The 15156-nt window shown below is 62.7% G+C and carries 15 protein-coding genes and 1 tRNA gene; 5 read left to right on the forward strand and 11 right to left on the reverse strand.

The window, feature by feature from the left end; genetic code table 11:
- Nucleotides 1-35: 35 nt before the first annotated feature.
- A complete protein-coding gene (locus tag X771_RS142250) occupies nucleotides 36-1280 on the forward strand; it encodes an MFS transporter (RefSeq protein WP_023689528.1) in 1245 nt (414 codons plus the stop codon).
- 75 nt (nucleotides 1281-1355) lie between these two features.
- Complete coding sequence (gene rnd, locus X771_RS142245; RefSeq protein WP_023682426.1) at nucleotides 1356-2507, forward strand: ribonuclease D; 1152 nt, start codon at nucleotides 1356-1358, stop codon at nucleotides 2505-2507.
- 63 nt (nucleotides 2508-2570) lie between these two features.
- Here the strand turns inward: rnd and X771_RS142240 are convergent, their stop codons facing one another.
- From X771_RS142240 to X771_RS142220, 5 genes are all read right to left on the reverse strand, one after another.
- On the reverse strand, nucleotides 2571-2990 hold the full coding sequence (locus X771_RS142240; protein WP_023673032.1) for an MAPEG family protein: 420 nt from the start codon (nucleotides 2988-2990) through the stop codon (nucleotides 2571-2573).
- A 22-nt stretch (nucleotides 2991-3012) separates the two neighbouring features.
- Nucleotides 3013-3582, reverse strand: coding sequence for a hypothetical protein (locus tag X771_RS142235; protein WP_023749016.1), 570 nt, complete (start codon nucleotides 3580-3582; stop codon nucleotides 3013-3015).
- Nucleotides 3583-3601: 19 nt separating this feature from the next.
- Complete coding sequence (gene guaB / locus X771_RS142230; protein WP_023689530.1) at nucleotides 3602-5104, reverse strand: IMP dehydrogenase; 1503 nt, start codon at nucleotides 5102-5104, stop codon at nucleotides 3602-3604.
- A 142-nt stretch (nucleotides 5105-5246) separates the two neighbouring features.
- Nucleotides 5247-5702: a PIN domain-containing protein gene (locus X771_RS142225; protein ID WP_023673035.1), complete on the reverse strand. Its 456-nt coding sequence runs from the start codon at nucleotides 5700-5702 to the stop codon at nucleotides 5247-5249.
- A complete protein-coding gene (locus X771_RS142220; protein ID WP_023673036.1) occupies nucleotides 5699-5944 on the reverse strand; it encodes a type II toxin-antitoxin system prevent-host-death family antitoxin in 246 nt (81 codons plus the stop codon). The genes X771_RS142225 and X771_RS142220 overlap by 4 nt, the downstream gene beginning before the upstream one ends.
- 243 nt (nucleotides 5945-6187) lie before the next feature.
- On the opposite strand from X771_RS142220, the gene X771_RS142215 reads away from it, so the two are divergent.
- Complete coding sequence (locus X771_RS142215; protein WP_023689532.1) at nucleotides 6188-7609, forward strand: MFS transporter; 1422 nt, start codon at nucleotides 6188-6190, stop codon at nucleotides 7607-7609.
- A 223-nt stretch (nucleotides 7610-7832) separates the two neighbouring features.
- Here the strand turns inward: X771_RS142215 and X771_RS142210 are convergent, their stop codons facing one another.
- Entirely contained in the window at nucleotides 7833-8543 is a 711-nt protein-coding gene (locus X771_RS142210) for an RlmE family RNA methyltransferase (protein ID WP_023689533.1), read from the reverse strand.
- Nucleotides 8544-8790: 247 nt separating this feature from the next.
- Nucleotides 8791-10134, reverse strand: coding sequence for a Ppx/GppA phosphatase family protein (locus X771_RS142205; RefSeq protein ID WP_023689534.1), 1344 nt, complete (start codon nucleotides 10132-10134; stop codon nucleotides 8791-8793).
- A 350-nt stretch (nucleotides 10135-10484) separates the two neighbouring features.
- On the opposite strand from X771_RS142205, the gene X771_RS142200 reads away from it, so the two are divergent.
- Both X771_RS142200 and X771_RS142195 read left to right on the forward strand, forming a co-directional pair.
- Nucleotides 10485-11432, forward strand: coding sequence for a lysylphosphatidylglycerol synthase domain-containing protein (locus X771_RS142200; protein ID WP_023689535.1), 948 nt, complete (start codon nucleotides 10485-10487; stop codon nucleotides 11430-11432).
- A gap of 147 nt (nucleotides 11433-11579) precedes the next feature.
- Nucleotides 11580-11653, forward strand: a tRNA-Gln gene (locus X771_RS142195).
- Here X771_RS142195 and X771_RS1000000167180 read toward each other — a convergent pair.
- The 4 genes from X771_RS1000000167180 to X771_RS142180 all read right to left on the reverse strand — a co-directional run bounded on the left by X771_RS1000000167180 (nucleotide 11621) and on the right by X771_RS142180 (nucleotide 15066).
- Nucleotides 11621-13219: a recombinase family protein gene (locus X771_RS1000000167180; RefSeq protein ID WP_084566812.1), complete on the reverse strand. Its 1599-nt coding sequence runs from the start codon at nucleotides 13217-13219 to the stop codon at nucleotides 11621-11623. The genes X771_RS142195 and X771_RS1000000167180 overlap by 33 nt on opposite strands.
- 157 nt (nucleotides 13220-13376) lie before the next feature.
- Nucleotides 13377-13586, reverse strand: coding sequence for a hypothetical protein (locus X771_RS142190; RefSeq protein WP_023673625.1), 210 nt, complete (start codon nucleotides 13584-13586; stop codon nucleotides 13377-13379).
- A gap of 210 nt (nucleotides 13587-13796) precedes the next feature.
- Nucleotides 13797-14324 carry a helix-turn-helix domain-containing protein gene (locus tag X771_RS142185; protein ID WP_023673624.1) on the reverse strand — a complete coding sequence of 176 codons (528 nt, stop codon included), beginning with the start codon at nucleotides 14322-14324 and terminating at the stop codon, nucleotides 13797-13799.
- Nucleotides 14325-14421: 97 nt separating this feature from the next.
- Nucleotides 14422-15066, reverse strand: a complete 645-nt coding sequence (locus tag X771_RS142180) for a hypothetical protein (RefSeq protein WP_023689536.1) — start codon at nucleotides 15064-15066, stop codon at nucleotides 14422-14424.
- Nucleotides 15067-15156: the final 90 nt, after the last annotated feature.

Genomic DNA, 15156 nt, shown 5'->3' on the forward strand with positions numbered 1-15156 from the left:
TCAGAACTGTGGAGCCACCTAAGCAACGGTTCCGTATGTCCTCCATCCGCCCGCTGATTCCGCTCCTCATCGCCGCCGGCATCCTGCTTGGCGGCAACGGGCTGCAGGGCACGCTGATCGCGTTGCGCGGCGCGCAGGAAGGGTTTTCGGCCTCCGACATCGGCCTGATGGGCACGTTCTATTTCGCCGGCTTCCTGCTTGGTTGCCTCGCAGTCACCCGCATCCTCAAGGCAGTCGGCCATGTCCGGACGTTTTCAGCGCTCGCCGCCATCGCCGCGGCCAGTACGCTGCTCCTGGTGCTGATCATCGATCCGGTGATGTGGTGCGCGGTGCGCTTTGCCGGCGGTTTCTGCTTTGCCGGTCTGTTCACCGTCATGGAAGCCTGGCTGAACTCCGGCGTCGAAAACAAGGATCGTGCGCGCGTGCTGGCCATCTACCGCATGGTCGATATCGGCTCGGTGACCGGCGCACAGTTCCTGATCCCGATCTTCGGCCCCGGCGGCTTTGCCATCTTCGCCATCATGTCGATGATGATCACGCTGTCGCTGGTTCCGGTGTCGCTCGGCGACCGCTCCAACCCGACGCCGCCCGAAGACGTCAAGCTCGATCTCGCCCGCGTCTGGCGGATTTCGCCGCTCGGCTGCTTCGGCTGCATCTGCGTCGGCGTCACCAACAGCGCCTTCCGCACGCTGTCGCCGGTCTATGCCGAACAGATCGGCATGTCGGTGGCCGATGTCGTCACCTTCGTCAGCGTCGGCATCTTCGGCGGCGCCCTCATCCAGTATCCGCTGGGCTACCTCTCCGACCGCTGGGATCGGCGCGCGGTGCTTTTGGCCACGACATGCGGCGCCATGTTCGCCGCGCTGGCGCTGGTCTTCGTCGCCGGCGCCGATCCGACCCTCAATTTGATCATCGTCTTCATCTTCGGCAGCTTCGCCATGCCGCTCTATTCGCTATCGGCGGCGCATTCCAACGACCGCGCCGACAAGGGCGAGTTCGTGCTGATCAACGCCGCCTTGATGCTGTTCTATTCCTTCGGCGCCATTGGTGGCCCCTTCGCGGCGTCCGCAGTGATGCAACATTTCGGACCGGGCGCCCTGTTTGTCTTCAGCGCAGTCGTCTACGCCACCCTCATCGCCGTCATTCTCTACCGCATGCAGGTGCGCGGCAGCGTGCCGGCGGGCAAGCGCAGCCGCTTCACGGCGCTGCTGCGCACATCAACCGTCTTCGCGCGGCTGGCGCGCAGAAATGGCGATTCCGACGGATCGGCTGATACTTGACCGAAGGGCGGCTTGACGAAAGCGCCCATGGCTGAAATTGAAAGAGAACCTTACCCGTTACTAAAAAGCGATTTGATGCACGTCATCACCACCCAAAATGAGCTCGAGTCCGTTCTCGCCGCTTTTGAAAAGTCGGATTTCGTCACCGTCGACACCGAATTCATCCGCGAAACGACATTCTGGCCGATTCTGTGCCTGATCCAGATGGCGGCGCCAGGCGTCACCGCGCTGATCGACCCGCTGGCGCCCGACATCAACCTCGCCCCATTCTTCCGGCTGATGGCCAATGAAGCGGTGGTCAAGGTTTTCCATGCCGCGCGCCAGGACATTGAAATCATCGTCCATCTCGGCGATCTGGTGCCGCATCCGGTGTTCGACACCCAGGTCGCGGCCATGGTCTGCGGCTTCGGCGACAGCGTCTCCTACGATCAGCTGGTGCAGCGCATCACCGGCGCACGGCTCGACAAATCCTCGCGTTTCACCGACTGGCGCCACCGGCCGCTGTCGGACAAGCAGCTCGATTATGCGCTGGCCGACGTCACCCATCTGATCGACGTCTACAAGCACCTCAGCGCCGAACTGGAGCGGGAAAACCGCGCCCATTGGCTGAACGAGGAAATGGAGGTGCTGACTTCGCGCGAGACCTACGATCCGCACCCCGAGGATGCCTGGAAGCGGCTGAAGATGCGGCTGCGCAAGCCGCAGGAGCTGGCGATCGTGCAGACGGTGGCGGCATGGCGCGAACGCGAGGCGCGCGAGCGTGACGTGCCGCGCGGCCGGGTGCTCAAGGATGACGCCATATACGAGGTCGCCCAGCAGGCGCCGCGCGATGCGGCAGCCCTTGGCAAGCTGCGCACGACGCCGAAAGGCTGGGAGCGTTCGTCGACGGCTACCGCATTGCTCGGCGCGGTCAACACGGCGCTCGCTTTGCCCCGCGAAGAGATGCCGAAGCTGCCCAAGAGCTTTCAGCCGCCCGAAGGCTCCAATGCCGCCTCCGAGCTGTTGAAAGTGCTGTTGAGGATCGTCGCCGAGAAGGAAGGCGTCGCCTCGAAAGTGCTTGCGTCCAGCGATGACATCGACCGCATCGCCGCCGAGGGCGAGGATGCCGACGTGCCGGCCCTGCAGGGCTGGCGACGCGCCGTGTTCGGCGAAGCCGCACTGAAGCTGGTGCGCGGCGAAATCGGCATCAAGTTCGACAAGCGCAAGATCGCGGTGTTCGATTTGTAGACCCCCACCCCGCTCCGCTGCGCGGAGCGACCCTCCCCACAAGGGGGAGGGTAAACAACTGCCCTACACCGCTCCGAGCAGGTGTAGCGCGAACCAGATCCATGCCAGCAAGAGAATGATCGCGCCGACGTAGAAGGCGCGGCTGCGAAACCGCAGATTGTTGCTGGTGAGGTGGACCCAGGCGTGGCCATAGCGGGAAATCACGAAAATCCACATCAAGGCCAGGGTCAGATAATTGACGCCATTGGTCGCGTGCAGCGCCAGGCACAGCACATAGAACAGCACCGGCAGTTCGAACTGGTTGATGAGATTGTTGGCAACCGTGACGCTCGACCCGGGCTCGGTCGTGCGCACCTTGTATTGACCGACCTTGGCCTCGCCCGATTTGACCGCGCCGTAGCGGCGCCGGCCCATCACGACATAGACGATATAGACGAGCAACACCTGCGCCAGCATCGGCCAGAAAATCGCGGTCTGGCTCATGGCGTTGCCCCTGCTCTGTCGTTCATGCCTGTGGACGCCGCTGGGCGGCAAGGATCAAAAACGCGATGACGATGACGGGGATCGCCAGCAGCGCGAATTTGGTGACGATCAGCGACGAGGCGAAAGACAGAGAATCCGGGTTGGCCGACAGCGCATCGGACAAGAGCCGCGCCACCGCAATGTTCTGGGCGTAGTCGGCGCATGTGTAGGGCAGCACGATTACCAGCGCGAACAGCGCCTGAAGCTGCACCGGCATGGCACGAAAATTCTTCAGCCGCCGCCCGGTTGCCAGGATCAGGCTGACCATGGTCAGCGACAGCAGCGCCGGGAAGAGAAGGTCGAAAGTCAAATAGTGCCAGACCAGGATGATCTCGCTGCCGCGTCGGCCGAGTGCCGTCAGCCAGGCCATGCCCTCGTCGGGCGTGAACCCGCCAAGGCGCACGTCGAGCGACGGCAGGCCACCGCTCAGCCGGCGGAAATAGAAGAATTCCAGCAGCGTCATGATGATGAAAACCGCCGCGGCGGCAAAGCACAGCGCGCCGGCATGGCGCGCCAGCCGCAGCACGATCGTCGCCTGGTGGCGCCAGAGCATGTACCGCTCTGGCTGCCGGTCAGGCTCCGCCAGGATAGTTCGGGCTTTCGCGGGTAATCGTGACGTCATGGGCGTGGCTTTCACGAAGTCCGGCGTTGGATATGCGCACAAAGGTGGCGCGTTCGCGAAAATCGGCAAGGTCGCGGCCACCGACATAACCCATAGCGGCTTTTAGCCCGCCCGCAAGCTGGTGCAGCACGCCAGACACAGGTCCCTTGTAGGGCACCTGCCCTTCAATGCCTTCCGGGACCAGTTTCAGCGTGTCGCGAACCTCGGCCTGGAAGTAGCGGTCGGCCGAGCCGCGCGCCATTGCGCCGACAGAGCCCATGCCGCGATAGGCCTTGAAGGAGCGGCCCTGGTGCAGATAGACCTCGCCCGGGCTTTCATCGGTCCCGGCGAGCAGCGAGCCGATCATGGCCGCACTGGCGCCGGCGGCAAGCGCCTTGGCCAGGTCACCCGAATATTTGATGCCGCCGTCGGCGACGACCGACACGCCTGATCTATGCGCCGTCTCGACCGCCGACATGATCGCCGAAAGCTGCGGCACGCCGACGCCGGCGACGATGCGCGTGGTGCAGATCGAGCCCGGGCCGATGCCGACCTTGACGGCATCGGCGCCGGCGTCGATCAGCGCCTGCGTGCCTTCGGCGGTGGCGACGTTGCCGGCCAGGATGCGGACGGAATTGGAAAGCTTCTTGGCCCGCGTCACCGCATCGAGCACGCGCTGCGAATGGCCATGCGCGGTGTCGATGACCAGGAGGTCGACACCGGCATCGATCAACCGCTCGGCGCGCTCGAAGCCGTCATCGCCGACGCTGGTGGCTGCCGCCGCCCGCAGGCGCCCCTGCGCATCCTTGGTGGCGTGCGGGTTGAGCTGCGACTTCTCGATGTCCTTGACGGTGATCAGGCCGACGCAATTGCCGGACTTGTCCACGACGACGAGCTTTTCGATGCGGTGCTGATGCAGCAGCCGCTTGGCCTCGTCCTGGTCGACATTCTCCTTGACCGTGATCAGGTTCTCACGGGTCATCAATTCGTAGACTTTCTGCCCCGGATCGGAGGCGAAGCGCACGTCGCGGTTGGTCAGGATGCCGACGAGGCGGCCGATCTTCTGGCCGCCGGTCCCGCCATTCTCGACCACCGGAATGCCCGAGATGGAATAGGTGCGCATCAGCGCCAGCGCGTCGGCCAGGGTGGCGTCGGGGCCGATGGTGACCGGATTGATGACCATGCCCGATTCGAACTTCTTGACCTGACGCACCTGCTCGGCCTGTTCGGCCGGCGAGAAATTGCGGTGGATGACGCCGATGCCGCCGGCCTGCGCCATGGCGATGGCAAGCCTCGCCTCGGTGACGGTGTCCATGGCGGCCGACAGGATCGGCACGTTGAGGTCGATTTCGGTGGCGATGCGGGTGCGGATGTCGGTCTCACCGGGCATGACCTCGGAATGACCGGGCTGCAACAGCACGTCGTCAAAGGTCAGCGCCAGCGCGCCGGTGGACGTTTCGATGATTTTTGCCATGGCCAGTCCTCGGATACGAAAAGCGCCGGGAGAATACAAAAAAGCGCTGGACCGAAATGGACAGCGCCGACTCGTTTCTTCCCTTTCAGGATTGGCGCTGGCTGGTAACACGTCGCGGCGTGGTTGAAAAGCCGGTCGTGGCCTATTCGGCGGACTTGCCCAACAGGGCATCGAGCAAGACATGGCGCGGTGACGCGAAAGGATTGACGACCGTTACGCCGCCCCAGGTGAAGCCGTCCTGCAGATCTTCCGACAGCAGCAGCCGGCAACCGGTTTGCGAGGCAACAGACAGGATGGTCGCATCCCAGATGCCGAAATGGTGATCGGTCGCAAGATCAGCCGCGACCGTCATCACCTCCGGCGTCGTGCCGACAACCGGAAACGCGTCGCGCCAGCTCAACAGGGCGTCGCGCGCTTGTGCACGTGATCGTCCGGCCTTGCGTGTGAGAACGGTGAACAATTCGCCGAGCACCTGGACTGGAATGACGGCTGCCTCTTGCGCAATGTCGTGCAGCAGGCCGAAAACGATGTCGCGCTTCTCGGCTCCGTTGATCCCCTCGGCATAAACAAGGATGTTGGTATCGAGCGCGACCTTCACCGCTCGTCCTCGTAAAGCTCGTCGCGGCTCCAGCGCCCGGCTTCTACAACAGGCTGGCGTTCGAGGCGCGACAGCAGCGCTGTGCGCGAACGAGACGCCGCAGGGTCGGGCTGCCCTGCAGGCACGATCCGCGCCACGGGGCGCCCATGGCTGGTCACGACATAGCTCTGTCCTTCGCGGACACCGCGCAGGAGGAGCGAGAATTTGCGGTTGGCGTCGGCTGCGGAAACGGCTTCTTCCATAGCATTGTCCATATAGTAGTTATATTCACTACAGCATAGTGAACCAGGTCAATTTTCGCAAGTTCATTCAATGTGGCGAAACGCAGCGACGCCTCTTGTCCGCCCACGGTCGCACAAAAGTGACAGCAAATTAATGCGACATCGCGCCTGAGGCGTGATAACCGCCCGTTTGTATCGGCTTGCCCGCCTTTTCATTGTTTGGATTGGCCGGCAGGCACATTTAGACCAGTTCGGACGCGTTCGTTGAACCGCATCATTCCGCTCATTCTGGCGGTCGCCTTGTTCATGGAAAACATGGATTCGACCGTCATCGCGACATCGCTGCCGGCGATTGCCGTCGACATCCACACCAGCCCGATCGCGCTCAAGCTGGCGCTGACTGCCTATCTGGTGGCGCTGGCGATCTTCATTCCGATCAGCGGCTGGATGGCCGACCGGTTCGGCGCGAAGACCATTTTTCGCGCCGCGATCGGCGTCTTCATCGTCGGCTCGGTCTGCTGCGCCATCTCCAATTCACTGCCGGCCTTTGTCGTCTCGCGCTTCCTGCAAGGCATAGGCGGCGCCATGATGACGCCGGTCGGCCGGCTGGTCCTGGTGCGCGCGACGCCGAAGAGCGAGCTGGTCGCGGCCATGTCGTGGCTGACGGTGCCGGCGCTGGTCGGCCCGCTTGTGGGACCACCGATCGGCGGCTTCATCACCACCTATTTCACCTGGCACTGGATCTTTCTGATCAACGTGCCGATCGGCCTGATCGGCATCTGGCTGGCGACGCGCTTCCTGCCGCAAACCGACTCGATGGAGACGCCGCCGCTCGATTTCGTCGGTTTCGTACTGAGCGGGCTGGCGGCCTCCGGCGTCATCTTCGGCCTGTCGGTGGTCAGCCTGCCCTATCTGCCGCCGGCGACCGGCCTCATCACCGTGGCGGTCGGGCTGATTTCCGGCGTGCTCTATCTCCTGCATGCGCGGCGCGCCAAGAACCCGCTGCTGGCGCTGGAACTGTTCCGCAACCCGGTGTTCCGCTCCTCGGTGCTCGGCGGCTCGCTGTTTCGCATCGGCATCGGGGCGGTGCCGTTCCTGTTGCCCCTCATGTTCCAGATCGGCTTCGGGCTGACGCCGTTCCAGTCGGGCATGATCACCTTCGTCTCGGCTATCGGCGCCATCGGAATGAAATTCGTTACCGCGCTGATCTTCCGGCTTGCGGGGTTCCGCCGGGTGCTGATCTGGGGCTCGCTGATCGCCGCGGCATCGATCGCCATATACGGCCTGTTCACGCCGGAGACGCCTTACGCGCTGATGCTGGCGATATTGCTGGTCGGCGGCTTCATCCGCTCGATGTTCTTCACCGGCGTCAACGCGCTCTCCTATGCCGAGGTGACGGCCGAGGACACCAGCAAGGCAACGCCGATCACGGCGGTGTTCCAGCAACTGTCGATCGCGCTCGGCGTGGCGCTGGCCGGCGGCATCCTGGAAGTCTCGACCTCGATCCATGGCGGACCGCTGGCGCTCGGCGATTTCCACATCGCCTTCTTCATCGTGGCGGCGGTGTCGGCGGCAGCGTCCGTGTCATTCATGCGGCTGGCGCCGGATGCCGGCAATGCCGTGTCGGGACATGGCCGGCTGACGACGCCGAAGACGCTGGAGCCGGTGAGCACGGCTGGGAAGTAAGGGGCGGCGCGACGAAAATCGTCGACGTCGGCGATCCTTCACACCCCCCCCTCTGGCCTGCCGGCCATCTCCCCCGCAAGGGGGAGATCGGATATCACGCGGCTTTCGCCAATCTTGCAACTTTGAAGGAACGGCGAGGCGGGGGCGGTCGCAACTGCCAATCTCCCCCCTTGCGGGGGAGATGTCCGGCAGGACAGAGGGACGGAACGCTACGAAGCGTCTTTCACGCCGTGCCGTCTCTGCCCTTAAAATCCTTCGCCAGCAAATACAGTTCCACCGACTCATCGCGCGACGCCGGCGGCTTGACGTGGTGCACCGAGCGGAAGTTCTTCTTGAGCATCGACAGCAGCTCGTTTTCGGCGCCGCCTTGAAACGTCTTGGCCAAAAAGTGCCCGCCCGGCTTCAGCACCGACAGCGCGAAATCGGCGGCCACCTCGCACAAATGCATGGTGCGGATGTGGTCGGTTCGCTTATGACCCGTCGTCGGCGCGGCCATGTCCGACAACACGACATCGGGGTCGCCGCCCAACGCCTCGGCGAGCTTTTGCGGCGCTTCCGGGTCGAGGAAATCCATCAGCAGCACCGGCGCACCCGGCACCGCATCCATTTCGAGATAGTCGATGCCGATGACATGTGGATTATCAGCCGTCGATTTCGTCCTCGCGGCCGCCACCTGGCACCAGCCGCCGGGGGCCGCACCGAGATCGATGACCTTCATGCCGGGTTTCAGCAGATGATGCTTGTCATCGATCTCGATCAGCTTGTAGGCCGCGCGCGAGCGATAGCCGTCGGCCTTGGAGCGCTGGACATAGGGATCATTGATGTGGCGCTGCAGCCAGCGGCGCGACGATTCCTTCAGGCCGCTCTTCTTCTTGATCCGCGTCTTGAGGACACGAATGCTGGCGGAGCCCGGCTTTTCCGGCTTCTTGGTCATGACGTTATTTCTTGTTTGAGTTTTTGCGCTGGCCGAGTTGCCGCCGTTTTTCGGCGGCTTCGCGTTTCGCGAAGGGCTTCCCCCACTCCGTCGCCGCTTCGCGGCGCCACCTCTCCCCCCTCCGGAGGGAGAGGAAAGGCGCCGGTCTGCATAAGTTCGCGCCCTTCCTCTACCCCGTCGATCGGGGGAGAGGTGTCGAGCGAAGCTCGACGGAGTGGGGGTCGACCGTTCACCAAAGCAATGCGGATCATGCTCGGCCCCGCCCACTGTTGCGCCAGACGCCGTCATCGGCCATCAGCTCGCTCAAAATGCCTTCGCGTAAGCCCCGGTCGGCGACGCGCAGCCGCTCCGACGGCCACACCGCACGGATCGCTTCAAGAATAGCACAGCCGGCCAGCACAAGATCGGCACGGTCGGCGCCGATGCACGGGTTGGCGCAGCGCTGCTGGAAGTCCCAGCCGACCAGCTTTTCGACCATGCGGTCGACGCTGTCGCGGTCCATCCACAGCCCGTCGACGCGGCGCCGGTCGTAGCGTTCGAGATCGAGATGGACGCCGGCCAGCGTCGTCACCGTGCCGGATGTGCCCAGCAGATGGAATTTCGGACTGGCCAGCACATGGCTCAGCCGGTCGCGGCCGTCGAAGGACTTTAGCCGCACCGCGACATCATCGACCATGGCGGCAAAGATCTCGCGCGTCACCGTGCGGCCGCCAAAGCGCTCGGCCAGCGAGACAACGCCGACCGGCAGCGACGTCCACGACACGATGTGGTTGGCCAGCCGCGGCGAGCGCTGGCCGGTGAGGTCGATCAGCGCGATTTCGGACGAGCCGCCGCCAATGTCGAACAGCACCACGCCTTGCGTATCGCGCTCGACCAGCGAGCCGCAGCCGGATACAGCAAGCCGCGCTTCGGTCTGGCGGTCGATGATCTCGAGCTTCAGCCCTGCCTCGCGCTCGACGCGCTGCAGGAATTCGACGCCATTATCGGCGGTGCGGCAGGCTTCGGTGGCGATCAGCCGGGCTTTCCTGATCTTGCGGTTGCGCAATTTGTCGCCGCAGATTTTCAGCGCCTCGACGGCGCGGTCCATCGCCGCCTGGCTCAGGTGCCCATTGGCGGTCAGCCCCTCGCCCAGCCTGACGATGCGCGAGAAGGCGTCGATGACGCGGAACTGGCCATGGCGCTGCGGCACCGCGACCAAAAGCCGGCAATTGTTGGTGCCGAGATCGAGCGCGGCAAACACCGGCAGTTCCTGCATCGGCGGACGATGCATTGGCTGTTCCGGTCGGGATTGTGGCGCCGAGGGCAAAGGCACCGGCGCTGGAGCGGCCGGGCCGACGGAGGCCGGCGCACTAACCGCTGCGGCCGTTGCGAGAGGGCTGTCGTCGCGCGCAAAAACCTTGCGCCCACGCCGGCGCTTGCGCCGCTTTCTCGCCTTGCCTCGCTGATGCTGGGCTTCGCCGGCCTGTCCGTTACCGGACTGAGGCCCCGCCTGGCGGGGCCGCCCGGCGGATGGGCTTGGCCCGCCTGACGGCGGCGAAGCCCTGGACACGCCCACTTCCGGCGCGCCAGCGCCGGTGTCGTGGTCTTCCACTTCAGTTCCTTCCGGCGCCGCGCGAACCGTAAAACCGGACGCAGCAGGCGCTTCAATCTTTTAAGTTACCGCCAGAGTAGCAGCGCCGGGCCGGATCACCAAGAGCAAGAGCTCAAATTTTGCCGGCTGCGTCCTGCCAGGTCCCCGCTGCTTTGCAGCGTCCGGCGTTCGCTAGCCTTTCATCGTGCCACTGGCACGATGAATTCGCCGTTGGCGAACCGGCTGCTCACCCTTGCCGGTTGAATAGCCGGCTTCAATGAGGCATTTCTGAAATGAGGGGGAATATTGGTGAATCGCGGACGTTTTCACGCCCGCCCGGGCGATGGGCAGCAACACATGACGACAACTCCATGAATTGGGGGGCCACGAATTGGAAGCGCTATCTGTGGCCGGTCATCGGTGTCGCGGCGGTCATCGGGTCGCTGTTGTTGCTGTGGCACGAGTTGCGCGGCATCTCGATCGACGATGTCTGGGACGGCATATCCGCCATCCCGACGCGCGGCTGGATGCTTGCGGCACTGAGCTCGGTGGTCGCCTATGCCTCGCTCGCCGGCTATGACCACATCGCGCTCTTGCATATCGGCAGACGAGTGTCGTGGCTGTTCGTCACCTTCTGCTCCTTCACCACCTACGCGCTGTCGCACAATATCGGCGGCTCGGTGTTTTCGGGCGCCGTGATCCGCTACCGCGCCTACGGCACCAGGGGGCTGACCGGCCAGGATGTCGGCATTCTGGTGGCGATCTGCTGGATCACCTTCGTGCTCTCCAGCATTCTGGTCGGCGGCCTGGTGCTGGTTTTCGAGCCTGCAATCATCGACCGCTTTTCCGGCGCCCCGCACCACGGCCTGGCGATCGCCGCCGGCATCGCTTTGCTGATCCTGGTCGGCGCCTACATCTTCGGCAGCTGGCTGCATCTGAAGCCGCTGAAAATCGCCGGCTTCCAGTTGCACTACCCGGCGCTGCCGATCGTGGCGGGGCAATTGCTGATCGGCCCGATCGAGCTTCTGGCGGCGGCGGCGATCATCTTCTTTGCCCTGCCCGTTGCCGGCAATCCCGGCTATTTCGTCATCCTCGGCGTGTTCCTGGTGTCATTCTCGGTTGCGCAGATCTCGCACGCGCCGGGCGGGCTCGGCGTGTTCGAGGTCGTGTTCCTCGCCGGACTGTCTGATATGGACCCGGTCGGCGTGCTGGCGGCACTTCTGGTGTTCCGGCTGTTCTACCTGATCATCCCGCTGCTGATCGCGCTCGGCGTGGTGCTGTTCTTCGAGCATTCGCAATACAGCCGGACAGAGAGCTGAGGATCATTGGGTGCGGCGCGCCACCCGGGCGTAATTGCCCCTATGAAACGCTGTGATTGAAACGCAGCTTAGGCTTGACTATTTTCCGGCGGCGGCTACAAGGCACGCGCGGCTGCTTCGGCGGCCCACCAGCGCGACAGCGCCTGCTGGGGAATAGGTTAACGGTAGACCCACGGACTCTGACTCCGTTAGTCCTGGTTCGAATCCAGGTTCCCCAGCCAAATTGGATGCCTCGTCAACGACACATCCCCGCGAGCTTGTGCAGCTGCCGCAGACGCGGCCGTTTCCGCAAGTAAATCAAACGGTTGCCTGAAGACCGCGCGGACCTCGCCGCGATTCCATTCGCAGTTCGACAGCACCAGATTCAGCAGTCGTTTTTTCTCGTTTGGGGCCTGATGAGTGAACATTTGGCTGGCGTTGCGGGCTAGCTCAAGCAGTTGGATCCCATCGTCCATGTATGATTCCTGCGCCTCGCCATGGCGCTCTATCTCACGCAGCAGGCGCGCTTGTTCGACGCGCCATTGCGCCGACATGCGGTCGTAGAAGGCATTGTCGATGCGACCGTCGAGCTTGTCCAGGTACATGGCGTTGAGGCGGTCTTCGAGACGCTTGTACTGAGTTTGGCACCGCTCAATCGCCTGTTCCTGTTCCCGCCGCTCGTCTGCATGGCTCGCCTTTAGCGCATCGCGTACCCATTCCAGAACCTCCGCATCGAAATGAAGTTGGTCCAGGAGGCCGGCAAAGGTCTTATCCAGCACCTCCTCGCGAACATATTTGCGGCGACAGTCGGCATAGCCGCCCCGGCCTTTGTCGGCATGTCCCGTGCAGTGGTAGTAGATGTATTTCCCCTTCTTGACCTCCGCCACGACCGCACAGCCGCACTCAGCGCAGGTCATGAGGCCCGAGAAGGCGAACTCATAACCATAGGAATGGATAGGGGTCGCGTGCCGGCCTGCCAGGACGCCCTGGACCCGCTCCCAGAGGTCGATCGATACCAGCGGCTCGTGCTTGCCGTGGTGCAGCCTGCCATTCCATTGAAACAGGCCCGTATAGAGCCGATTGCGCAAAATCGTGTGCACCGTACTGACCGGTACTGGGTTGCCGCTCCTTGGATGGATGAGGCCGTCGCAATGCGCCGCCTTCGTGAGCGCCTTGAGTGAATACTGGCCGGTCGCGTAGCGCTCGAATAGCTTGGTGATAACCGACGCCACCACTGGGTCCGGCTCGATGACCTTCTTACCGTCTTTGGCCGTGACATTGAGATAGCCGAGCGGCGCCTTGGATGGCCAGATGCCCTGCTCCGCCTTTTCCATCTGCCCTTTCCGGGCTTCCTCGGAAAGGTTGTCGATGTAGTTTTTGGCCATCAGCACCTTGATGCCGTGCATGAACTTTTCCGAGGATCGCGAGTCTCGCGACAGCATCACGCCTTCTTTGGCCAGGTGTATCTCGACATCAAGTTCGTCGAGCGTCACCCAGTCCTTGAGGTTGCGGTAGAGGCGATCGGTCTTCTCGACCAGGATGACCCGTACGCCAGGGTGCTTGCGCAGATATTTGACCATCTCGCCGAAGTTGGTCCGTCCGGTGTTCTTCGCAGTCTCGACATCAATATATTCCTCAACGATGCCAAACTGCCGCTGAAGAGCATATTCTCTCAGCAGCTTGCATTGCGCCGGGATCGAAAAGCCCTCCTTCTCCTGCTCTTTCGAGGACACGCGCGCATAGAGCAGCGCTTTCACGAAACTGCCTGGCTTCGCCTTCGGTGCTGGTTTCTTGTCGATCGGCTTCATCTCCGCTCCTTCGCGTTCACGGAACGGCGCGTGTGATTAACATGTCGGCGGTCAAGCCTGGCCGCAACGTGTGAAGCAGTCGGAGGAGCCGGTTTTCCTCGTGTCATCTGCAGCGGCCGAGCGCCATAGCGCTATATCACGTGCGCGTCGGTTCGACTCAATTCGTCATGTGCCATTCGGCAAGGATGCGAAAGAACCCGCTGACGTTTTCCACGATCTGGCGCGCTTCTTCCTTCGACAACAAACGACCGGTGCGTGCCTCGAAAAGTTGAACCGTTCGTTCCAGCAAGGCTTCGTCGACAGCGCGCGACCGAGAATATGGGACGGCCTCGATCTGCCGACTGGCATCTCTGCGTGTTGCTTTCATCGCACTTGCCCTGTTTCGAACGCGCGACTGCGCGGTCAGAGCAAGGATCGTTGAAATCTGCGTAATCTCGCATGCCCGTTATGTACGCTCCCGTTGCCTTTTCTACCCCGCTTCGCTTCCGATAGTCATTCCGGGGCTCTGGAACTCCCGGCGCCTGTCAATGTGAGGAGCGGTTAAAGAAGCACTCGCGATCTTTCGGCAAGGAATCACCTAAGCTAACCTGCCCTCAACCGGCGTGGGTTCGGCGGACGTTCCGCTCTCCTGTTTTGGGTCGACGACCGCCAGTTCCTCCCCCAATGCAACGATTAAGGCCGACACACGGCCGCGCACCCGTGGATGAAGTTGCACCAGCCCTTCAATCAGGCGTCGGCCTTCCGCGCTGGCAATAAAGTCGATGCGCTCGTCGACCGGTAGCGTGGGAACGTCACGGTCAATCTCATTGCCCGGCAGCCCTCCAAAAAAACGGCTGACTGGGACGGCCAGTGAACTAGCGATCTCGTAGAGCATGGAGGCACTAACTCGGTTTTTCGCGTTCTCGTATTTCTGAAGCTGCTGGAAACTGACGCCTATGGATCGGGCAAGCTGGGCTTGCGATACGTCCGACTGCAGACGAACGATGGCGATCTGCCTGCCGACGTGCTGATCTGCGGGATGCGGGCTACCCTCGGTTTTAGTCTTTGGCCATGCCTGGATGACGCCGGGGCATCCTGGCTCCGCAAATACCTTTCGGGACTCCATCAGTCACTCCATGGATAGAGATTTTGATTCGGTAAGCCCCGCGAAAAATTACCAAACCGTCGAATGATCGCGATTTCGGAACCGTAGTGACGAGGTTTCAGCTCGTGACTTTCTGCTCCCTGAGCCGAGCTATATCGTCCAAAGCCGAGCGGATCTGCGGCCACGGGGGCTCACTGTCGTGTAGCGAATACTCCCCTTCCCTAAGCGCTGCATTTAGCTTAGCGGCTATACCGGCGAGGGACGTTGCAGGAACTTGGGATAAGGCTTCGAGCAATGCCTTCGCGCGCTCGGCAGCTTCGCACTCCGCAAGTAATGTTGTCGAATAACCAATCTCCCTAGCGGCGGCATCCCAGCGCGCCTGATTGGCTACGATTTCAGCTTCAGCTTGGGTGCGGGCCACTGCTTTAGCCGGACGAACACCGAGCAATTCCTGAAGGGCTTCAACGGAGTGAACTGTCACGCTCTCGCCGTCGGACAAGGTAACTGTCGTGCACGGGAAGCCCACGGTCTCGATAAGTACCCTCTCCAGCCGCTGCTGCTGATTGCAAAGCTGTTCAGCCTCCTCCCAAGCCGCCTGCCATCGTTTCCACACCACCACCGCAGGATCAATGGCGTCATCACCCTCGAAGTCAATGCGAGCAAACGATGTAGACTGCGTCGCCGCCATTGCGATTGCTGTTCCCGCGAGCACCTTCCTGCGGGTGACGAAAGGCAAAGTCGTGTTATTGTCGGAATCAGCCATGATCCGAGCTCCCAGAAGCTTAGGCGTGGTCAGGCTAGGCATGGTGCGTCAACACCGCGTCTAGCCGCGCCCCGGACCAAAGGCCAAGGG

Origin of the sequence: Mesorhizobium sp. LSJC269B00 (assembly GCF_000502815.1) — a bacterium.
GTDB lineage: Bacteria > Pseudomonadota > Alphaproteobacteria > Rhizobiales > Rhizobiaceae > Mesorhizobium.